This window comes from Geminicoccus roseus DSM 18922, assembly GCF_000427665.1.
GTDB classification, from domain to species: domain Bacteria; phylum Pseudomonadota; class Alphaproteobacteria; order Geminicoccales; family Geminicoccaceae; genus Geminicoccus; species Geminicoccus roseus.
The window spans coordinates 4,365,707-4,384,777 of sequence record NZ_KE386572.1; the positions used below are offsets into that span (position 1 = coordinate 4,365,707).

20 protein-coding genes and 2 tRNA genes are annotated in these 19,071 nt (G+C 69.9%); 10 read left to right on the forward strand and 12 right to left on the reverse strand.

The features are described from left to right. Position 1: 1 nt before the first annotated feature. From GEMRO_RS0121585 to GEMRO_RS0121600, 4 genes are all read right to left on the reverse strand, one after another. Positions 2–766 (reverse strand): SDR family NAD(P)-dependent oxidoreductase, encoded by a 765-nt coding sequence (locus tag GEMRO_RS0121585; protein WP_027135666.1) that lies wholly within the window; start codon positions 764–766, stop codon positions 2–4. Next, entirely contained in the window at positions 763–1,944 is a 1,182-nt protein-coding gene (locus tag GEMRO_RS0121590) for an aldose 1-epimerase family protein (protein WP_027135667.1), read from the reverse strand. Before GEMRO_RS0121590 ends, GEMRO_RS0121585 begins: the two co-directional genes overlap by 4 nt. Before the next feature lie 79 nt (positions 1,945–2,023). Then, entirely contained in the window at positions 2,024–2,938 is a 915-nt protein-coding gene (locus GEMRO_RS0121595) for a sugar phosphate isomerase/epimerase family protein (protein WP_027135668.1), read from the reverse strand. Between the two features lie 22 nt (positions 2,939–2,960). Next, positions 2,961–4,049, reverse strand: a complete 1,089-nt coding sequence (locus tag GEMRO_RS0121600; RefSeq protein ID WP_027135669.1) for a Gfo/Idh/MocA family protein — start codon at positions 4,047–4,049, stop codon at positions 2,961–2,963. 295 nt (positions 4,050–4,344) lie between these two features. Between GEMRO_RS0121600 and GEMRO_RS0121605 the strand changes: the two genes are divergently transcribed. From GEMRO_RS0121605 to GEMRO_RS0121625, 5 genes are all read left to right on the forward strand, one after another. Beyond that, positions 4,345–5,397, forward strand: coding sequence for a LacI family DNA-binding transcriptional regulator (locus GEMRO_RS0121605; RefSeq protein ID WP_205625055.1), 1,053 nt, complete (start codon positions 4,345–4,347; stop codon positions 5,395–5,397). An 84-nt stretch (positions 5,398–5,481) separates the two neighbouring features. Continuing rightward, positions 5,482–6,678, forward strand: a complete 1,197-nt coding sequence (locus GEMRO_RS0121610; RefSeq protein ID WP_084507321.1) for an adenylate/guanylate cyclase domain-containing protein — start codon at positions 5,482–5,484, stop codon at positions 6,676–6,678. Between the two features lie 295 nt (positions 6,679–6,973). Continuing rightward, entirely contained in the window at positions 6,974–7,237 is a 264-nt protein-coding gene (locus GEMRO_RS0121615; protein ID WP_027135672.1) for a hypothetical protein, read from the forward strand. 107 nt (positions 7,238–7,344) lie between these two features. Continuing rightward, positions 7,345–7,584 (forward strand): DUF4170 domain-containing protein, encoded by a 240-nt coding sequence (locus tag GEMRO_RS0121620; RefSeq protein ID WP_027135673.1) that lies wholly within the window; start codon positions 7,345–7,347, stop codon positions 7,582–7,584. 103 nt (positions 7,585–7,687) lie between these two features. Then, positions 7,688–7,930 (forward strand): hypothetical protein, encoded by a 243-nt coding sequence (locus tag GEMRO_RS0121625; RefSeq protein WP_027135674.1) that lies wholly within the window; start codon positions 7,688–7,690, stop codon positions 7,928–7,930. Between the two features lie 46 nt (positions 7,931–7,976). Here the strand turns inward: GEMRO_RS0121625 and GEMRO_RS0121630 are convergent, their stop codons facing one another. The 4 genes from GEMRO_RS0121630 to GEMRO_RS0121645 all read right to left on the reverse strand — a co-directional run bounded on the left by GEMRO_RS0121630 (position 7,977) and on the right by GEMRO_RS0121645 (position 12,508). Continuing rightward, positions 7,977–10,619, reverse strand: a complete 2,643-nt coding sequence (locus tag GEMRO_RS0121630; RefSeq protein ID WP_027135675.1) for a valine--tRNA ligase — start codon at positions 10,617–10,619, stop codon at positions 7,977–7,979. Positions 10,620–10,722: 103 nt separating this feature from the next. Next, on the reverse strand, positions 10,723–11,319 hold the full coding sequence (locus GEMRO_RS0121635) for a DUF2497 domain-containing protein (protein WP_169728427.1): 597 nt from the start codon (positions 11,317–11,319) through the stop codon (positions 10,723–10,725). A gap of 169 nt (positions 11,320–11,488) precedes the next feature. Continuing rightward, positions 11,489–11,818: a rhodanese-like domain-containing protein gene (locus tag GEMRO_RS0121640; protein WP_027135677.1), complete on the reverse strand. Its 330-nt coding sequence runs from the start codon at positions 11,816–11,818 to the stop codon at positions 11,489–11,491. Between the two features lie 36 nt (positions 11,819–11,854). Beyond that, positions 11,855–12,508, reverse strand: a complete 654-nt coding sequence (locus GEMRO_RS0121645; RefSeq protein WP_027135678.1) for a protein-L-isoaspartate O-methyltransferase family protein — start codon at positions 12,506–12,508, stop codon at positions 11,855–11,857. A 186-nt stretch (positions 12,509–12,694) separates the two neighbouring features. Here GEMRO_RS0121645 and GEMRO_RS0121650 point away from each other — a divergent pair. Further along, a tRNA-Cys gene (locus GEMRO_RS0121650) sits at positions 12,695–12,768 on the forward strand. A gap of 273 nt (positions 12,769–13,041) precedes the next feature. Then, positions 13,042–14,433 (forward strand): PKD domain-containing protein, encoded by a 1,392-nt coding sequence (locus GEMRO_RS0121655; protein ID WP_027135679.1) that lies wholly within the window; start codon positions 13,042–13,044, stop codon positions 14,431–14,433. Between the two features lie 39 nt (positions 14,434–14,472). Here GEMRO_RS0121655 and GEMRO_RS0121660 read toward each other — a convergent pair whose 3' ends face one another. Next, positions 14,473–14,922, reverse strand: a complete 450-nt coding sequence (locus tag GEMRO_RS0121660; RefSeq protein WP_027135680.1) for a DUF2501 domain-containing protein — start codon at positions 14,920–14,922, stop codon at positions 14,473–14,475. A 241-nt stretch (positions 14,923–15,163) separates the two neighbouring features. Here GEMRO_RS0121660 and GEMRO_RS0121665 point away from each other — a divergent pair, with 241 nt between their 5' ends. After that, positions 15,164–15,430: a hypothetical protein gene (locus tag GEMRO_RS0121665; protein WP_027135681.1), complete on the forward strand. Its 267-nt coding sequence runs from the start codon at positions 15,164–15,166 to the stop codon at positions 15,428–15,430. 21 nt (positions 15,431–15,451) lie between these two features. Here GEMRO_RS0121665 and GEMRO_RS31105 read toward each other — a convergent pair whose 3' ends face one another. Further along, positions 15,452–16,402: a 2-hydroxyacid dehydrogenase gene (locus tag GEMRO_RS31105; RefSeq protein WP_051329332.1), complete on the reverse strand. Its 951-nt coding sequence runs from the start codon at positions 16,400–16,402 to the stop codon at positions 15,452–15,454. Between the two features lie 96 nt (positions 16,403–16,498). On the opposite strand from GEMRO_RS31105, the gene GEMRO_RS0121675 reads away from it, so the two are divergent. Further along, positions 16,499–16,574 (forward strand) — tRNA-Asn (locus GEMRO_RS0121675). A gap of 223 nt (positions 16,575–16,797) precedes the next feature. Next, positions 16,798–17,532 (forward strand): Sir2 family NAD+-dependent deacetylase, encoded by a 735-nt coding sequence (cobB, locus tag GEMRO_RS0121680; protein ID WP_027135682.1) that lies wholly within the window; start codon positions 16,798–16,800, stop codon positions 17,530–17,532. 347 nt (positions 17,533–17,879) lie between these two features. On the opposite strand, the gene GEMRO_RS0121685 is transcribed toward cobB, so the two are convergent. After that, positions 17,880–18,188, reverse strand: a complete 309-nt coding sequence (locus GEMRO_RS0121685; RefSeq protein ID WP_027135683.1) for a DUF1244 domain-containing protein — start codon at positions 18,186–18,188, stop codon at positions 17,880–17,882. 30 nt (positions 18,189–18,218) lie between these two features. Next, a complete protein-coding gene (locus GEMRO_RS31110; protein WP_051329333.1) occupies positions 18,219–19,043 on the reverse strand; it encodes an N-formylglutamate amidohydrolase in 825 nt (274 codons plus the stop codon). Positions 19,044–19,071 lie beyond the last annotated feature (28 nt).

Here is a 19,071-nt window from a genome sequence, read left to right on the forward strand (position 1 = left end):
GTCAGTCCATCCACCAGCCGCCGTCGACGTTCAGGGTCTGCCCGGTGACGAAGCCGGCTTCCTCGCTGGCGAGGAACATCAGGGCATGGGCGATGTCGCGCGGGTGGCCGCGCCGCTTGATCGCCTGGCGCTCCAGGATGAACCGGTTGTAGCCCTCGGGGTCGGGATGAATCTTCTCGGCGTCGGTGGGAAACGCGCCGGGAGCGATGGCGTTGGCGGTGATCCCGTAGGGGCCGAACTCCCGCGCCCAGGCCCGGGCCAGCCCCACCAGGGCGGCTTTCGACTGCACATAGGGCGCGAGCAGCGCCCAGCCGCCGCTCAGGGTCACGCTGGCGATGTTGATGATCCGGCCGAAGCCCTGCTGGCGCATGTGCGGCAGGGCCACCTGCACGCAGACGATCCCGGCATCGACATTGACCCGCTGGACCGCCTGGAACTCCTCGATGGTGAAGTCCTCGAACGGCTTGGACGGGTAGATCGCCGCGTTGTTGATGACCACGTCGAACCCGCCGGTCTCGGCGGCGGTTTCCTGCAGCCCCTGCTTCAGCCCGGCCAGGTTCGACAGGTCGAAGCTGCGCACCACCAGCCGCTCGTGGCCGGCCCCGGCCGCCGCCTCCCGGAGGCGGGCGATCTTGGCCGGGTCGTTGTCGACCGCGACCACGGTGGCGCCGGCCTCCAGGAAGGCCAGGCTGGTCTCGATGCCGAGCCCGCCGGCGGCGCCGGTATAGAGGACGGTCCGCCCGGCGACGGTGAGGCCCTTGCTCACGAGCGCCCCCGGATCGGCCGGTGGTCGTTGGACGGCTCCGGATAGTCCTCGTCCGGCTGTCTTGCCAGGTCGGTGATCCGCTTCTCTGCCTCGGCGATGGCGTCCTTGCCGTCCAGGATGCGGAACACCGTGTCGTAGGCGCGCTCGTCGCCATGCTCCAGCCAGATCAGCTCGCCGCGCTCTCGGGCGAAGCCGTGGCCCAGAACGTGGTTGGTCGAGGGCTCCAGCCCCAGCGCGTACTGGCCGGCCTGCAGGTTCTGCCACTCGAACATGCAGGGGAACTGGTCCTTGCGCACCTCCACCTCGAAACCCAGGCCCAGCGCGTCGTTGACCAGCGCCGCCGAGGTGTGGCCGTCGCCGCCGGCCGCCAGCTCGTGCTGCCAGACCTGCTCGTGGAAGCCTTCCTTCGGCCCGCTCAGGGTGCGGTAGCCCACGCCCTGCCGGCGGTAGTCCGCCCCGGCATGGCCGGCCCAGACCACGTCGGCGATCGGCGCCAGGTAGCGGGAGCCCTCGGCCAGCACCGGATGGCCCACGTTCACGTGGTAGCAGTACATGTGCGGCGTGCGGTAGAAGCCGTGGTTGACCACCCGGTCGTGCAGGCGGATCTCGTTGCTGCCGACCTTGACCTCGATCCGGCGCACCAGGTGCAGGTCCTCGGCGAACACCGCCGCCTGCTGGACCACGCCCTCGCACCAAAGCCAGCACTCGTCGCCGTCCCAGCGCTCGCCATAGCCGGTGAGCCTGGCCGGGATGGTGGAGACCCGGCCGTGGATCGAATGGCTGACCGACTTGCGCGGGCCATAGACGAAATGTTCGGCCGGCTCCTCGTCCATGAACAGGACGTGGTCCAGCCCGCAGGTCACCAGCAGGCCGGAAAACGAGCGCAGCCAGGCGAGCCCGCCTTCGCCCTCGTACTCGTGCAGGCCCGGATGGCGGAACCCGGCCGGCGAGTGCCAGCCGATCGCCTTGCCGTTCATCTCGCAGTCGGCGATGTCCAGCGCCCGGTCGACCAGCACGGTGAAGCGCAGCCCGGTGCCGGTGCGGAACTCCAGCATCCTGATGCCGCGCTCCAGCCCGTCGCCGAGCGTCATCAGCCGCACGCCGGCGAACTGGCTGAGCGCCCCGGCATGGGCGGCGACATCCCGCCGCGACATCGCCCGCCCGTACAACGCTACCATGGTGCCCCTCGTCCTCGATCGTTTCCTGGCGGCATGGCCGGGCGGTCCGGCCATGCCCTTGTGGCCCGCGCTGGGGCCCTTACAGCCCGAGCGCCCGAAGCTTGCCGTCCAGGAACTTCTTGGCGCGCGGCACGTCGTCCTCGCTCAAGTGCTCGATGATCATCGGGATGTTCGGGTGCTTCTGCGCCAGGCGCTTGAGGTAGAGGTCGTAGTTCAGCGAGCCCAGGCCGGGGGCCGGCAGCTCGATCTCGCCGACGCCGCGGAAGGTGTGCGATTCCAGCGCATCCTCGTCGCCGATGTCGGCATGCTTCTCCGACTTGTCGTCGCCCGACCGCTTCACGTCCTTGGCATGGCCGATCCGGATCTTGTCCGACAGCGTGTCGAACACCTGGTTCAGGATCTTGTCCATGTCGTCGATGTTGTGGGTCTCGAAATAGTTGGTCGGGTCCATCAGCAGACCCAGGCCCGGATGGTCGACCGCCGCGAACATCCGCACCGTCTCCTCGACCGAGCCCACGACGTTGTTGACGTAGGTCTCCAGCAGGAACACCGCGCCATGGTCATAGGCATGCTGGGCCAAATCCTTGATGACCTTGGCGCAGGTCTCGAAGCCTTCCTCGGTCTTGTTCTTCGGGTCGTGCACCCAGTCGCTCTCGGTGTTGAAGGTACCGGTCTCCGAGATGACGTAGGGCGTGCCCAGGTACTGGGCGTGGCGGATGATCTCCTTCAGGTAGCCGACGCGCCGGTCGCGCTCGGCCGGATCCGGATGGATGATGTTGGTGTAGCCGGAGATGCAGGAGATCGGCAGGTTGTGGTCGCGGAAGGTCTCGCGGATCCGGACGCACTTCTCCTTGGTGATCTGGCCGGCCGAGACGTCGACGTCCTTGAAGTGCATGTCGAGCTGGACGGTGTTGAAGTCCAGCGCGCGGATCTTCTTCGCGGTCTCCTCGAGGCCGTAGGGGAAATAGCCGGTGAAAATGCCGGTCTGCATCATGGTGCCTGTCCTCCCGGATCGTTCAGATCTTGATGTCGTCGAGCTTGATGGCGCGGCCTTCGTCGATCGAGCGGTAGCCGGCCTCGATGAGGGCCATGGTCTTGACGTTGTCGGCCACCGAGAGCGCCGGGGCGGTGCCGGTCGCCACCGCGTGCTGCAGCTGCTCCATCACGCCCACGAAGGCGTGCGGGAACCAGTGCGTGTCCCAGCTGGGCTCGACCCACTTGCCGCCGGTGGCGGTCTTGGACGCGTAGCGCAGGGTGGAGGGGCTGCCGGTCGGCCAGCCGATATGGCCCTGCGCCACCCCCTGCGTGCCCTCGACCCGCCACTTGATATAGATGTCGCTGTCGAACCCTTCCTCGCGGGGGCCCGACCAGACGTCTTCCATCGAGCTGGCGATCAGCCCGGAGGGGAATTTCAGGGTGGAGATGGTGATGCCGTCCTGGTGCGCGAAGCTGGTGCGCGGGTCGGTGCGCGCGGCGGTGTAGATCTCCGTCGGATCGCCGAACAGGAAGCGCAGCACGTCCAGGTGATGCACGCTCATGTTGGCGAGCGTCAGCCGGTCGTACTCCGCCAGGAAGCCCTGCCAGTGCGGGATCGCGCGCATCTCGATGGTGGCGATCACCGGCTCGCCGAGATCGCCCCGCTCCAGGATCTGCTTGAGCACCCGCATCGACTGGTCGTAGCGCATGTTCTGGTTGACCGAGAGGATCTTGCCGGCCGCCTGCGCCTCGTCGCGCAGCTTGCGGGCCTCCTCCAGGGACAGGGCCAGCGGCTTTTGCGCCAGGATCCCCTTGATGTGCGGCTGCGCCAAAGCGTGGCGGATCAGGGCCGGCTGCTGGTCCGGCGGGAAGGCCAGGTCGACGATCTGGATCGAGGGATCCTCGATCAGCGCCTCCGGCGAGGCGTGCACCCTGGGGATGCCCCAGCGATCCGCCACCTTCTGCGCGTTGGCCTCCGTGCGCGAGGCGATGGCGCCCACGGTGAAGCCGGCCTCGCGATAGGCGGCCAGGTGGCACTCGGCCATGATCATCCCGGCGCCGATCGCGCCGATGGTGAAGTCGCGGCTGCGGATCTCGACATCGGGCTGGAAGCCCATCGGGTCGGCCATCCTTGTTCCCCTCCCGTTCCCGTTCGCTGCGTGGCCGGTCCCCCCTTGATCGGTGGGTCCGTGGCGGCACGCCTCGTCGCGTCTGCTGCGCATTGGTCCGAGGAAATGATGGATCCTACCCCATCCTGTCAATCGGATCGGCACTCAATCGCATCATGAAACATCATAATCTGCCCGATTCGGGGGAATGCGAAGTCCTGGCGCCGGTCATAATGATGTGTTTTGATGTATTCGCCGGAGCGGTGCGCCCACCTGCATCGCCGGCGCCTGTTCCCCCTGCTGGCGACCGAACCACGTGCCGATCTCCTCCATTCCCCGCCCCGCCCACGCGACCCTGGCCGACGTGGCCCGGGAAGCCGGCGTCTCCACCGCCACGGTCGACCGGGTCATCAACGAGCGCGAGGGTGTTCGCGCCCGCACCCGCGAGCGGGTGATGGGCGCCGCCCTGCGGCTGGGCTATCTCGGCGGCGCGTCCGACCAGCTCTCCGCCATGCCGCCGCTTGGCCAGGTCCACCTCGACTTCGTGCTGCCGGGCGGGCCGAACACCTTCATCAACAACCTGGCTGCCCTGGTGGACGAGCTTGGCCGGCGCCATCCGCAGGCCGCCGTCCGGCTGCACCGGATCGACGGCTTCGACCCGGAGGCGCTGGCCCGCAAGCTGGAGGAGTTGGCCGGGTCCAGCCAGGGCGTGGCCCTGATCGGGCTGGACCATCCGGCGGTGCGCGAGGCGGTCCGCTCCCTGGGTACGGCAGGGGTGCCGGTGGTGACCCTGGTCTCCGACATCAGCCACGTGCCCAGGGTCGGCTATGTCGGGATCGACAACCGGGCGGCCGGGCGGCTGGCCGGCTACCTGATGGCCAGGCTGCATGGCCGCGCACATGGCAAGATCGCGCTGTTCGCCGGCTCGCTCGCCTACCGCGGCCATGAGGAGCGCGAGATGGGCTTCCGCCACATCCTGGCGGAGGAGTTCCCGCAGATCGAGATCGTCGAGCGGGGTGAGAGCCGCGACGACTTCCAGCGGACCTATGCCGAGGTGAAGGAGGTGCTGCGGCGGGTGCCGGACCTGGCCGGGATCTACAATATCGGTGCCGGCAACCGCGGGATCGCCATGGCGCTGGAGGAGGCGGGGCGGGCGCGCTCGGTCCTGTTCATCGGCCACGAGGTCACCGAGCACACCCGTCGCTTCCTCCTGTCCGGCACGATGGACGCCGCGATCGACCAGTACCCGCGGGTCGAGGCGCGCGAGGCGATCGCAAGGCTGGTCGCCGCAGCCGGCGGCGACACCGCCTTCACCAGCTACATGGTGCGGATGCAGGCCGTGTTCCGCGAGAACATCCCGGACAGCTGAAACGCCTGCCGACGGCCCCGGTGCGCTGGCGGCGGCATCGACTTAAGATCGCGCTGCCGTTTGCCGCCACGGGAGCCGCCGTCGATGCAAGAGCGCCTGTCGCCCCCCGTGGTCGACTTCATACTGGAGGACGCCACCACCCGGGACGACCTGCCCGGCCTCCTGGGCTCGGCCTGCGAGAAGATGGTGGCCCTGGGCGTGCCGCTCTGGCGGATGAGCGTGAGCATGCGCGCGATCCATCCGACCGTGACCGCGCTCACCGCGATCTGGCGGCGGGGCGAGGGGGCCGCCGCCGACCTCGCCCAGTTCGGGCCGGGCGAGGAAGACCGGGCCAGGTACCGGCGCAGCCCGATCGCCTATCTTCTGGAAAGTGGCGAGCGGAGCGCGCGCTGGGACCTCGCGGCTGGCGAGGGCTGCGACCGCTTCACCCTCCTGGCCGAGCTGCGCGCCGCCGGCGCCGCCGACTACCTGCTGCGGGTCATCCCGTTCGGCGGCGACATCCAGGCGGCCTTGCCGGGCGTGGTGTTCGGCATCTCCACCGACCGGGCCGGCGGTCCGACGCCTAGCCAGCAGGCGGTGATTGAGGCGGTGCTGCCGGCGCTGGGCCTGGCCTGCCTCCGCTTCGCCCTGGCGCGCACCATGACCGACGTGCTGGGGGTCTATCTCGGCCCTAAGATCGCGCAGCGCGTCCTGTCCGGCGAGATCCGGCGCGGGATGGGGCGGCGGGTCACCGCGGCGGTGCTGCTGGCCGACCTGCGCGGCTTCACCGCCCTGGCCGGAACCGAGGATCCGTTGCGGGTGGTTGGCTGGCTGGACGAGCATCTGGAGGCGATGGGCGGGCCGGTCGAGGCGCATGGCGGCGAGGTGCTGAAGTTCATGGGCGACGGCCTGCTCGCCGTGTTCGCGGCCGACGGGGAGGGCGGCGGCGAGGCCGATGCCTGCGCCCGGGCGCTGGCCGCCGCCGAGGAGGTCCTGGCGCAGACTGCCCGGCTGAACGGCGCGCGCCGCGCCGCCGGCCTGCCGGAACTGGAGCTGGACGTGGTGCTGCACCATGGCGAGGTGGTGTTCGGCAATGTCGGGGCGCTGCGCCGCCTGGACTTCACCGCCATCGGCCGCACGGTGAACGAGGCCAGCCGCATGGAGGAACTGTGCGCGCGGCTCGGCCGCAACCTGCTGCTCTCGGTCCCCTTCGCCGAGCGCTGCGGCCGGCCGACCGCCAGCCTTGGCTGCTTCCGCCTGCGCGGCGTTGCCGACGACCTGGAAGTCCGCGTCCCGGCCTGATCCGATCAGCCATGGGAAGAGGGGTCGTCCATACGCCCAGCTTTCCGGAAAATTCCCGGAGCGCCGTCCGCGGCGGGTGAGGCCGCAGGGAACGACGTGCTTCACTGGTATGACGATTACCACAAGTCACGGTTGCGCGAACGGGCAGTAAGAATGCGGCTGTTTCCTGTCGTAGATACGAAGCAGGACTGAGATTTCACGGCTTCGTGGTCGCACCCACTTGATTTACAGAGACGAGACCCGGGCGGTTCGTCTATCGTGCTCCAGTCGAGTGCTTCGTTGGGGGGGACGGACGATGAACGCGCTGGGTCTGGGCGACGAGGTCCTGGTCCGCTCGGCGTGCGAGACGGCGGATGGCCCGCCTGCCCGCACCGACATGGTCTGGTCCGGCCGCATCCTGAAAATCGACGACGGCCAGGTGACCATGAGCGTGCGCACCGGCGGCGGCGCGGAGGTCCTGGTGCAGGCCATCGCCCAGGACATCCGGCGGCGCCGCTCCGGGAAATGGGAAGTCGTGCTGCCGATGAGGCATCGCCGGATGGAGGTCGTCCAAGCCTGAGGCGCGGCGGCCGGTCGCACCGGCGGAAGGATGTCGTTTTCTTGCGGTGGTCGCGACCCCAGTTTTCAGGGGTTCACGCGAGCGACACCCAAGCGCGGATCGACCCGATGACCAAGCAGCTCCTGCACCTCGTCTTCGGCGGCGAGCTTGTCGACCCGGCCGGCCTGGATTTCGCCGACCTGTCCAAGCTCGACATCGTCGGCATCTATCCAAGCTTCGCCGAGGCGGAGGCGGCCTGGCGGGCCAAGGCCCAGGCCACCATCGACAACGCCCAGATGCGTTACTTCGTGGTGCATCTCCACCGGCTGCTGGAGCCCGACCCGGCCCTGGTCACGCCCGCCGGCTGAGCAGTCGCCTGTCTCGTCCGGGGCAGGCGACCGCTTTCATGTTCTTCCGCACGGCAGGATCTGCGATGATGCGCAGAAATCCGGATAGCCTGCGGAGATGTCGATGCTGGTGAACTTGCTGGGTGCCGCCCTGGTCCTGGCCGGGCTGCTCTACATGGCCGTCCAGGCGCTGTGGCGCGGGCGGCTGAGCGGAAGAAGCCCCGCGCGGCGAGCCCTGTCCGACAGCCTGGAGCCGCCGGGGCGCACTGGCGCGTTCGGCCTGAGCCAGAACTGGCTGGGGATCCTGATGGTGGTGGCCGGCGCCGTCCTCCTGCTGATCGGCGCTGGCGCCGATCAGCCCGGCTGAGCCTGAAGCTGACCGGCGCTCAGGCCGATGGAGGACGCCCGCCGGTTCAGAGCGCCGCCAGGGCCTTTTCCAGCCGTCCTGCCCGCTCGGTCAGGTCGACCACCCGGGTGCGGGTCTCCGCCACCACGTCCGGGTCGGCCTTGGCCAAAAAGCCCGGATTGTTCAGGCGGCCCTGCGCCGAGGCCGCGTCCTTCCTGGCCTTCTCGATCTCCTTGGCCAGCCGCTGGCGCTCGGCGTCCAGGTCGATCGTGTCGCCCAGGGGCAGCACGAACACCGCCTCGTCGACCACGATCTGGGCGACCCCGCCAGCCGGCCGCGCCGCATCCAGCGCCACATTGCCGACCCGGGCCAGCCGCTCCAGGGCCGGCAGGTGCCGCTCCAGCCGGGTGCGGGTGGTGGCATTGGCCTGCTCGACCTGCAGGTCGAGGATTGCCCCGGCCGGCACGTTGACGTCCGCACGTGCCGCCCGGATCGCCGAGATCGCCCGGATCAGCCAGTCGATCTCCGCGGCCGCCGCCGCGTCCCCGGCATCGGCCGGCAGGTCCGGCCATGGCTGGTCGATCAGCGCGCCGTCCGGGGTGCCGAACAGTCGCGCATGCAGCTCCTCGGTCACGTAGGGGGCCAGCGGGTTGAGGAGCTGCAGCACCGTGGACAGGACATAGCCCATGGTGCGCTGGGTCTCGGCCGCAGCATTGGCGTCGTCGCCGCCCTGGAACAGCGGCTTGGCCAGTTCCAGGTACCAGTCGCAGAACGTGTCCCAGATGAACCGGTAGAGGCCCATCGCCGCGTCGTTGAACCGGTAGGCTTCCAGCGCCTCGGTGACCTCGCGCGCGGTGCCGGCCAGCGCGCCCAGGATCCAGCGGTTCAGCTCCTGCCTGGCCGTACCCGGCTGGAAGGCCGGATCCAGCACCGCCCCGTTCATCTCGGCAAACCGGCAGGCGTTCCACAGCTTGGTGACGAAGTTGCGGTAGCTCTGGACCCGGCTCTCGCCGAACTTGATGTCGCGCCCCTGCGCCAGCGACGCCATGATCCCGAAGCGCAGCGCGTCGGCGCCGTACTGGTCGATCAGGTCCAAAGGATCGACCACGTTGCCCTTGGTCTTGGACATCTTCTGGCCGGCCTCGTCGCGGACCAGGCCATGGATGTAGACGGTGCGGAACGGCACGTCGTCCATGAACCAGTGGCCCATCATCATCATCCGGGCCACCCAGAAGAAGATGATGTCGAACCCGGTCACCAGCACGTCGGTGGGGTAGAACGCCTCCAGCTCCGGGGTGGCTTCCGGCCAGCCCAGCGTGCTGAACGGCCACAGCGCCGAGCTGAACCAGGTGTCCAGCACGTCCGGGTCGCGGGTGAGCTCGACCGCCTGGCCGTAATGGGCGGCGGCGTCGGCCTTAGCGGCCTGCTCGTCCAGCGCCACGAACACCTTGCCGTCCGGCCCGTACCAGGCCGGGATCTGGTGGCCCCACCAGAGCTGGCGGCTGATGCACCAGGGCTGGATGTTGCGCATCCACTCGAAGAACGTGTTCTCGTACTGCTTGGGCACGAACACGGTCTTGCCGGTCTCGACCGCCTGGATCGGCTTCTTGGCCAGGGTCGCAGCGTCGCAGTACCACTGGTCGGTCAGGAACGGCTCGATCGGCACGCCGGAGCGGTCGCCGTGCGGCACGGCATGGCGGTGCTTCTCGACCTGGTCGAGCAGGCCGGCCTCCTCCATCGCCGCCACGATCCGCTTGCGCGCCTCGAACCGGTCCAGGCCCAGCAGCTCGGCCGGGACCTCGTCGCCGGTGATCCGGCCTTCCCGGTCCAGCACCGAGATCTGCGCCAGGCCGTGGCGCCGGCCGACCTCGAAGTCGTTGAAGTCGTGGGCCGGGGTGATCTTCACCGCACCGGTGCCCTTCTCGGGATCGGAATACTCGTCGGCCACGATCGGGATCTGCCGGCCGACCAGCGGCAGCATCGCGTGCAGGCCGTGCAGGTGCCGGTAGCGCTCGTCCTCGGGATGGACCGCCACGCCGCTGTCGCCCAGCATCGTCTCCGGCCGGGTGGTGGCGACGGTGATGAACTCGCCCGGGCGCTCCACGATCGGGTAGCGGAAATGCCAGAGGCTGCCGTCGGTTTCGGTCGGCACCACTTCCAGGTCGGAGATCGCGGTCTGCAGCTTGGGGTCCCAGTTGACCAGCCGCTTGTCCTTGTAGATCAGGCCCTGGCGGTGCAGCTCGACGAACACCTTGGCGACCGCGGCGGACAGCCCGGCATCCATGGTGAAGCGCTCGCGCGACCAGTCCGGGGTGGCGCCCAGGCGGCGGAGCTGCCGGCCGATGGCGCCGCCGCTCTCCTCCTTCCACGCCCAGACCGCCTCCAGGAACGCGTCGCGCCCCATGGCCCGGCGGTCCTTGCCCTCGGCGGCCAGCTTGCGCTCGACCACCATCTGCGTGGCGATGCCGGCATGGTCCATGCCCGGCTGCCACAGGGCGCGCCGGCCGCGCTTGCGCTGGAAGCGGGTGAGGGTGTCCTGCACCGTGAAGGTCAGCGCATGGCCCATGTGCAGGCTGCCGGTCACGTTCGGCGGCGGCATCATCAAGGACCAGGGCCTGCCGTTGCCGCTCGCTACGAAGGCGCCGCGCTCCAGCCACTGGGCATAGAGGCGGGCCTCGACCTCGGCGGGCCGGTAGGTCTTGTCGAGCATCGGCGGAATCCTAGTGACGCCCGGTCAACGGGCAGAAGCGATCCGCGATGTAGGGGAAAGCCGTCCAGGGAACAAGCCGCCGGCACCGGCCGGCGGCTATGGCTCACTGCAGCTCGGCGCGCCGCACCAGCTTCTTGACCTCGTCCTGCACGATCCGCTCGACCACCGCAGGCAGGTTCTTGTCGAACCACTCCTTGAGCATCGGCTCGAGCATGCTGGTGAGCAGCTGCTCCACGGTCATCCCGGAGATCGGGTGCGCGGTCTCGGCGGGGGCCGGGGCCGCCGCGCGGGCGAGCTTGGCCAGCGCCGCGGCGCTGGCGGCGGCGGCAGTACTGGAGACGAGCGGGGCGGGTTCGACCAAGGGCTGCTCCTGGACCGGAGGCGTGGCGGCAGCTTCCTCCGGCTGTTCGGATGAAGCCTTGGCCGGGGCGGCTGCCTTCCCCCCGGCCGGCGGCTTGCCGGACGATGCCGGGGATGCGGGCGCGCCGGGCCCGGCCGGGCTGCCGCGGCCGTCATCGATGCGGTCGGTCAGTTCCAGGACGTCGTCGCCGGCCGGACCGGAAGCCGGTGGCGGGGCGGGCTCGGCGGCGAGCGGCGACCTGGGCTGCGCGGTATCGTCCTCCTCGGCGATGATCCGGCGAATGGAGGACAAGATCTCCTCCATCGACGGCTCAGGCACGTCCTTGCTGGGTTCGCTCATCCTGTCCTCGCGTCGGTGTCGCCTCCCGAAAAGGCGACCGCCGGGCACCCCCGGTGCCGCCCTGGGAAGCATCGTAGAACTCAATCGGGGCGCAGTGCAATCAGGGGTGGAAATAAACCTGGAGTTTCCACCGCCGCCATGGCCAACAACTGCCGTGCGGATCGGCCGGTCAGTAGGTCGGCCAGCTCGGGTCGATCCGCGCCGACCAGGCCAGCACCCCGCCGGTCAGGTTGCTGACATCCTCGCGGCCCTGCGCGCGCAGCCACTGGGTGACCTTCATGCTGCGGGCACCCGAGCGGCACACCACCACGATCGGCCGGTCAACCGGCAGCTCGCCCACCCGCCCGGGCAGGCTGCCCATGGGAATGTCGAGGCTTTCCGGGAAGCGGCAGATTTCCAGCTCGTGCGGCTCGCGCACGTCGAGCAGCACGGGCGCGTCCGGGGCCTGGCGGCGCTCCGCCAGTTCCTCGACCTCGATGGCGATCGGCTGGGCGGTCATGCGGGCATCCTGGATCGGGCTTGGGGGGTGGCGGGATCAGAAGGTGAACGAGGGAGCGACGCGCAGCTCCGGCACCTGGGGAGCGCCGGCGTCGAACGGGGTGATCATGCCGAACGCGTCGCCGACCCGGGTGACCACGGCGACCTTGCCGGCATGGTTCTTCTTGAGGACCGTCACCAGCCGGCCGCCATCGGCCAGCTGCGCCTTCAGGGTCTCCGGCACGGTCTCGACCGCGCCGGCGATCACGATCAGGTCGAACGGCGCCTGGGCCGGGTGGCCCTTGGCCGGGTCGGTCTGCACGGTCACCACGTTGTCGCCGCCGATCTCGGCGAACACCTTCTCCGCCTGGGCCAGGCGGGCGGCGTCGGGGTCGACGCAGAACACCGTGGTGGTCAGCCGCGACAGCACCGCCGCCGAGTAGCCGGTGGTGCAGCCGATCACCAGCGCCACGTCGGACGGCTTCACCGCGGCGGCCTGCAGGAGCTTGCCCAGCACCAGCGGCTCGATCAGCCGGCGGCCATCGCCCAGCTGGATGTCCTCGTCGCCATAGGCGACGCCCTTCAGCGCCCGGGGCAGGAACGCCTCGCGCGGCACCTCGCCCATGGCGCGCAGCAGGTTCTCGTCCTCGATGGCGCTCGGGCGGAGCTGGGCCTCGACCATCAGGTGGCGACGCGCGGCGTAATCGTTCATGGAAGCATCCAGATTCTCGTCGGGCCCAGGACCAAGCTGGCGCAGCGCGCTCATAGCAAGCCCCTGCCGGGTCTGTCGATGCGCCGGGCCGCCGCTCAGGCCCGCTATCCGCGCCTGAACCCGAACGTGCACCCCGAACGTGCACATTGACCGCCGTGCCGGCTCTGCCTAGAACCTTGCCGCGCTGGCCGGATAGCAAAGTGGTAATGCAGCGGACTGCAAATCCGCTATCGGGGGTTCGATTCCCCCTCCGGCCTCCACCATCTCCCAGCCGGTTCTTTCCCGGCTCCCCGGTCATCCGCCAGTCCCCCCAGTGTCAGAGCGTGTCCCGTGCTGGCACGCACCGCATGTCGTCGCGTCCACGGCAAGGCGTTGCTGGAAGCGAGGCCTACCGGCACTGGACCATGTCCGGGTGAAGGGCGGACTTCCGGGCTGGCCTGACCAGCATCGGCGACCGGACTGCAGCCTCCTGCTGCACTTTTCCCGGAAAATCGGGCATCTATCGATCTCCTCGACTTGCATCGGAGATCGGGATGGCGGGCGACCCTCTGGCGCGGATCGATGCGCTGATCGTCTCGGTGGCCCGGATCGCGGCCGAACTCGGCGCGCTCCGGGCCGAGCTCGCCGCCCAGGCCCCGGTCGAACCGCCGCCGCCACCGCCCCCCTACCCGCCGCCCCCGCCGCTGGTCGCCGCATTCCGCGCTTCCGCCACCACCGGGGTGGCGCCGCTCGCCATCCAGCTCTTCGACGAATCGGAAGGGGAGCCGGACCGGTTCCTTTGGGATTTCGGCCGCGGCGCCACCTCCACCGAGCGCAACCCGACCTTCCCGTTCCAGAACCCGGGCTTCAAGCATGTCCGGCTGACCGTCTGGCGCGGCGACGACTGCGCCTCGGTCTACCGGGAGAACTTCATCCATCTCCGGCCGGTGGCGACCCCGGCGCCAAGCCAGGGCCGCTCCGCGATCGAGATCGGCCGGCCCGGCCAGCCCGCCTCCCTGCCGGTGCGGTGGGCGCACGCGCCCTCGGCGGCGGACGTGGAACTCCATGACCGCCAGCCCGGCGAGGCGGCCCGGACCGGATGGCTGGCGGATTATCTCCGTGCGCAATGGTCCGGGCAGGGCTCGACCAGCCTGTTCGACGACCACCAGGCCAACACGCTGGCGCAGACGCGGCTGGTCCTGGCGCCCGACGGCCGGCCAGCCTACCGGTTCGGCCGCCGCCGGCGCAAGGGGTTGGGCGATTCCGATCCGATCAACTGGCGGTCGTCCCAGATCGGGGCGCCCTGGAAGGGCAATGGCGGGAGTTTCGAGGCGGCCACGCAGTTCGAGCTGTGGATGCCGGGCGCGTTCGTGAACTACCTGGACGACCCGGAGAGGAACCCGCGAAGGCTGGGCGCGATGTTCAAGCTGTTCTGGCTGTTCTGGGGCGGGCCCTGGAACGGGCGGGACCTGGACGACCGCTGCCCGGCCTCGGGCGGGGTGCCGTTCGACCGGCAGAGCGACTGGTCGATCCGCGCGCAGTGCAACCAGCTGAACGGTTCGAAGGGGCGCGAGATCGGCTTCAAGGGCTACTGCTACACGCTTGGCCGGGAGGCGACCGGCGCTCCTGGCAACGAGGCCGAGCAGTATGGCTTTGGTACGCCCTACTCGCCGGCGTTCCGGCGCGACGCCTGGAACGAGGTCCGCGCCTATTGCCGGCTGAACACGGTGCGGGACGGGGTGGCGCAGCAGGACGGCATCCTGCGCCTTTGGCTCAACGGGGCGATGTTCGTCGACCTGAACGATTTGAACATCGTCGGCACCAGGCCCTGGAAGATCCAGGGCTGCGGCCCGATGCTCTACAATGGCGGCGACAACCGCAACGAGGCGTTCCTGACCCAGCAGGACCAGTCGCTGCTGATGACCGGGTTCCGGATGGCCGGCTGACGGCGGGCCCGGGAGAGGCCGGGCGCCGCCGCGCGCTCCTCAGATCAGCGACTGGCCGTACTTCATGACCTGCTCGCAGACCGTGTCGGTGAGCTGCTGCTGCAGGCCGTCGGCGCTCAGATCGAGCTTGTCGTCGCTCTGCCCGCCCAGGACGCCGTTCAGGCCCTCCTGGTAACCCGGGTCGGCCTCGGCCTCCTGCTCGCCGCCGAGCTTGCCGATCAGGCCGTCCTTCACCTGGTCGACGTCGCTGAGAGCGTTGTGCTTCGCGCAGTAGGTCAGCACGCCGGCCAGGTTGCCGATGCCGACGCTGTCCAGGGACGGCATCCCCCCGCCGCCCAGGCTCTCCAGCAGCGATCCGCCCGACGCCCCGTCGCCGCCGCCGAGCGCGCCTTCGATCGCATCGGTAAGCTGCGCCCTGGCCGCGGTCGCTCCGGCCAGGAGGAGGGCGGTCGCGAGGGCGAGGGAGGCGACGTTCCGCTGGGTGGACATTGGCATCATGGCTCCATGGGGCAGGGTGTCGTTCCACCCCTATGTAGAACCGAACCCGCGCTGCGGGAACCGCCCCCGGGCAGGCCCCGATCCTGCCGTTTGCACCGATTTCCAGTGGAGGAAGTGACAACCGTCACTGAACCTTTTCCGGAAAGCACTGATCATCGCGGCCAGCCGGGACTGGGCCGCAACGACGTGCCGGGTCCCTTCGAGGGATCCATGCCGTGAGGAGGCGCCGCCCATGAAGATCGGTTTTCCTTGGTTCGAATCGGATGACTACCCGAAGCTGCGCAGCCTGTTCAGCGACGGCGAGCGGCTGCCGGCGACCTTCGAGGCCTGGCATGACGGCGCGGTGGAGGCCCTGCGGCTGTTCCACGACCAGGGCCTGCCGGTGGTCCAGGTCCGGATCGAGCCGAACAGCTTCATCACCTGGTGCACCCGCAACGCGACCCGGGCCGACCACCGGGCCCGCCAGCAATTCGTCACCGAGGCCGCGCGGGCGGCCTGAGCGCAGGCGCCTTTCCCCGCCTCAGTAGCCGAGGTCGCGGCGGACCAGCCCGTCCGGCTCCTGCCCGGCCAGGAAGCGCTGCGCGTTGGCCGCCACGATCCGGGCCGCGCTGCGCGGATCGGTCACCGCGGCGACGTGGGGCAGGATCGTGACCCCGCCATGCTCCCAGAGCGGGCTTTCCTGCGGCAGCGGCTCGGGCTCGAACACGTCCAGCACCGCATGGTCCAGCCGGCCGCTGTCCAGCGCCTCGATCAGGTCCGGCAGCACGAGGTGGCCGCCCCGGCCGAAATTGACCAGGCAGGCGCCCTGCGGCAGCCGGGCCAGCCGGGCCCGGTCCAGGATCCCGGCGGTGCTGTCGGTGAGCGGCAGCAGGTTCACCAGGATCTGGCTGCGCGCCAGCAGGGCGGCCAGACCGTCCTCGCCGGTGTGGATCTCGACACCGGGGACCGGCCGGCCGGTGCGGCTCCACCCCATCACCGGGAAGCCCAGGGAGGCCAGGACGCCCGCGGCGGCCATGCCCAGCTCGCCCATGCCGAGGATCCCCACCGGGCGCTCGGCGGCCTGCGGCTGCGCCAGCGGCTGCCAGATGCGCAGGGCGGCCTGGGCGCGATAGCGGTGCAGCTGGCGGTGCAGGCTGAGCACGTGGGTCGCGACGCCCTCGGCCATCACCCCGGCGAAGGCCGGGTCCTTCAGCCGCGCCAGGGGCACCTCCGGGGGCAGGGACGGGTCGGCCAGCAGCCCGTCCACCCCGGCCCACAGGCCCTGGACGAAGCGGACGCTCGGCCAGTCGGCGAAGCTGCCGGGCGGCGGGTCGGCCACGAACAGGACCTCGACCTTCTCGCGCAGCGCCGGGTCCGGCGTGTCGTGGGGCGGGCCCAGCAGGACCGGCGCGCCATCCAGGGCGGCGCTCAGCAGCTCCTGCCAGAGAAGGACTCTCCGCTGGGGCAGGCGGCTGAGAAGGGCGAAGCGCATCGAAGATACCCGGCTATGGCGACGACATGCGATGATCGATGGCGTGCGACGAGGCACTTGCCAAGCCCGAGATGCGGCCGTACAAGCCACCCACGTTCCCCGGTAGCTCAGTCGGTAGAGCAAGCGGCTGTTAACCGCTGGGTCGCTGGTTCGAGTCCGGCCCGGGGAGCCACCTATTCCATGGCGAGAGAGCATGTGCCCACGTTCCGGCAGACCGGAGCGGAGCTGGCGCACGCTCTCTCGCCATTTTTCGTCGCCCATGCCCGTGACGCCGTCCTGCCGGGCAGGTAGAGGGAACTTCGTCGATGAACGACGCGCGGCACGCTCGCCTGAGCGTGCTTGACAGTGGCTCAGGCCGGATCAATCCGGCCGCCACAGCCGGGGGATGGTCCAACATGCTTCGACGCCGGATCGGCGCGGATGCGCGCATCGTGGTCCTGACCGGGGCCGGAATCTCCGCCGAAAGCGGCCTGCCGACCTTCCGGGGCAAGGACGGGCTGTGGGAAGGGCAGCGCTTCGAGGACGTGGCGACGCCGGAAGCCTTCGCCCGCGACCCGGAGAGCGTGCACCGCTTCTACAACCATCGCCGCCGCCAGCTGCGCGACGCCGCGGTGCAGCCGAACCCGGCGCACCTGGCCCTGGCCGAGCTGGAGCGCCGCTGGCCCGGCACCGTGCTGGTGGTCACCCAGAACGTCGACGACCTGCACGAGCGGGCCGGACAGCGCCGGCTGATCCACATGCACGGCCAGCTCGACCGGGTGCGCTGCACGAGCTGCGCCTGGACCGGGCGCTGGGACGTGGATCTCGGCACCGCCCATGCCTGCCCGCACTGCGCCCGAACCGGCAGCCTGCGTCCCGACATCGTCTGGTTCGGCGAGACGCCGGTGGGGATGGAGGACATCGAGGACGCGCTGGAAGCCTGCGACCTGTTCATCGCGATCGGCACCTCGGGCAGCGTCTACCCGGCCGCCGGCTTCGTGGAGACCGTGCGCAGCGCCAGCCCGGCCCACACCGTCGAGATCAACCTGGAAGCCTCGGCGGTCGGCTCGCGCTTCGAGGAGCGCCGCTACGGCCCGGCCTCCGAGGAGGTGCCGCGCTTCATCGAGGAGCTGCTGACCGTCCACGCCTGACCGGCGGGCTGCCTGTCCACAGGCCGTCCGCCCCGGCCTGTGGACAAGTCTGCACAACGTGGCGCGATCCACGCAGTCAATCGGGAATAAGCGGTATCAGCATGTTGCCCGGATTTCTGCCGAGGGCGGTTCCGGCGCAAGTTTTCCCCAGATCGTCCCCGGATGCCCCGGGAAAAGTCAGGCCGGCATGACCCGCGCCTGAGCGCAATCAGCCGGTTGTCCCGACTTGTCCACAGGCCCTGCCATCCACAAGCTCCAGCGGGTTGTGGAACTTAGCGGCAAATCCATCGATTGAGCGCAAGCTCCCGGCAGGCTGCCGGAAAGCCGTTCTGCGTGCCCGGTCATCCTCAATGGCCACCCGACCCGCCTGGGCCATCGCGGAAGGCCGCCTGCTGCTCCGGCGAGGCCTCGGCCTGGAAGCGCTCCTTCCACTCCTCGTAGGGCATCCCGTACACCACGGTGCGGGCGGTCTCGTAGTCGACCTCGTTGATGTCGCGCTCCTTGGCCGCGGCCGCGTACCATTTCGCCAGGCAGTTCCGGCAAAAGCCTGCCAGGTTCATCAGGTCGATGTTCTGCACGTCGGTGCGGCTGCGCAGATGCTCCAGCAGCGTGCGGAACGCCGCCGCCTCGATCTCGGTCCGGGTCTGGCTGTCCATGGTTTCGCTCTCGTCGCTTGGGTTCGCCGGTCAGCGGGTGCTGGAGGAGCAGCTGACCGCCTGCCGCCAGTGGGTGACCGCCGGCAGGCCTTCCAGGTTGTCGCCGTCCCAGACGCGGTAGAGGTCCGGATCGGCCAGCACCGGCACCAGAAGGTCGGCCAGGCGGTCGCCCCAGGCCAGGGCGGTCTCGGTCCGGTCGATCTCGTTCTGGCGAAGCTCCAGCATCACATGCGGGATATGGTTGCGCTGGGCGTGGAAATTGATGGTGTAGCCGAAATCCTGCAGGCCGGAGTAGGGCTGGTTCTCGCCGACGCACAGATGCGGGTCGCGCTTGAGGCCGTGCAGCAGCGGGTCGGCCAGCCGCCGGTCGCCCCGCCAGAGAACGCCCACCTGCCAGGGCCGGCTTACCCCCAGCATCCGCGGGGTGAAGCTGTGCACCGCGATCAGCACCGGCACGATCCCGGCCCGGCGCTTGGCGCCGATCCAGCGCGCGATGGCGCGGTGGTAGGGCAGGAAATGGCCGCGGATCCGCCGCTGGATGTCGGCCTCGCTCAGGTCCCGGTTGCCCGGGACCACCGTGCCGTCGCTCACCACCGGCATCGAGGCGGCCAGGCGCGGCCGGCGGTTCGGGTCGATCACCAGCCGGCTGACATGGTTCAGCAGCGCCGGGCAGTCCAGCCGGTCGGCCATCCGCCGGGTGACGGTCGCAGCACCGATGTCCCAGCCGATATGGCGGGCCAGGTCGTGCGGGTCGACGCCCAGCTCGATCCCGTCCGGCACCATCCGCCCGGCATGGTCGGCGATGACGAGGCAGGCGGCCTCCCGGTCGGGGCGATAGGATTCCAGCGTGGTCATGCGCCGGTCATGGCAGGATTTCCAGGAC

Excerpts from the sequence above, each read along its gene's own strand:
- GEMRO_RS0121590 (WP_027135667.1), bottom strand. The coding sequence starts at position 1,944 with ATGGTAGCGTTGTACGGGCGGGCGATGTCGCGGCGGGATGTCGCCGCC.
- GEMRO_RS0121595 (WP_027135668.1), bottom strand. The coding sequence starts at position 2,938 with ATGATGCAGACCGGCATTTTCACCGGCTATTTCCCCTACGGCCTCGAG.
- GEMRO_RS0121600 (WP_027135669.1), bottom strand. The coding sequence starts at position 4,049 with ATGGCCGACCCGATGGGCTTCCAGCCCGATGTCGAGATCCGCAGCCGC.
- GEMRO_RS0121610 (WP_084507321.1), top strand. The coding sequence starts at position 5,482 with ATGCAAGAGCGCCTGTCGCCCCCCGTGGTCGACTTCATACTGGAGGAC.
- GEMRO_RS0121615 (WP_027135672.1), top strand. The coding sequence starts at position 6,974 with ATGAACGCGCTGGGTCTGGGCGACGAGGTCCTGGTCCGCTCGGCGTGC.
- GEMRO_RS0121620 (WP_027135673.1), top strand. The coding sequence starts at position 7,345 with ATGACCAAGCAGCTCCTGCACCTCGTCTTCGGCGGCGAGCTTGTCGAC.
- GEMRO_RS0121625 (WP_027135674.1), top strand. The coding sequence starts at position 7,688 with ATGCTGGTGAACTTGCTGGGTGCCGCCCTGGTCCTGGCCGGGCTGCTC.
- GEMRO_RS0121630 (WP_027135675.1), bottom strand. The coding sequence starts at position 10,619 with ATGCTCGACAAGACCTACCGGCCCGCCGAGGTCGAGGCCCGCCTCTAT.
- GEMRO_RS0121635 (WP_169728427.1), bottom strand. The coding sequence starts at position 11,319 with ATGAGCGAACCCAGCAAGGACGTGCCTGAGCCGTCGATGGAGGAGATC.
- GEMRO_RS0121640 (WP_027135677.1), bottom strand. The coding sequence starts at position 11,818 with ATGACCGCCCAGCCGATCGCCATCGAGGTCGAGGAACTGGCGGAGCGC.
- GEMRO_RS0121645 (WP_027135678.1), bottom strand. The coding sequence starts at position 12,508 with ATGAACGATTACGCCGCGCGTCGCCACCTGATGGTCGAGGCCCAGCTC.
- GEMRO_RS0121655 (WP_027135679.1), top strand. The coding sequence starts at position 13,042 with ATGGCGGGCGACCCTCTGGCGCGGATCGATGCGCTGATCGTCTCGGTG.
- GEMRO_RS0121660 (WP_027135680.1), bottom strand. The coding sequence starts at position 14,922 with ATGTCCACCCAGCGGAACGTCGCCTCCCTCGCCCTCGCGACCGCCCTC.
- GEMRO_RS0121665 (WP_027135681.1), top strand. The coding sequence starts at position 15,164 with ATGAAGATCGGTTTTCCTTGGTTCGAATCGGATGACTACCCGAAGCTG.
- GEMRO_RS31105 (WP_051329332.1), bottom strand. The coding sequence starts at position 16,402 with ATGCGCTTCGCCCTTCTCAGCCGCCTGCCCCAGCGGAGAGTCCTTCTC.
- cobB (WP_027135682.1), top strand. The coding sequence starts at position 16,798 with ATGCTTCGACGCCGGATCGGCGCGGATGCGCGCATCGTGGTCCTGACC.
- GEMRO_RS0121685 (WP_027135683.1), bottom strand. The coding sequence starts at position 18,188 with ATGGACAGCCAGACCCGGACCGAGATCGAGGCGGCGGCGTTCCGCACG.
- GEMRO_RS31110 (WP_051329333.1), bottom strand. The coding sequence starts at position 19,043 with ATGACCACGCTGGAATCCTATCGCCCCGACCGGGAGGCCGCCTGCCTC.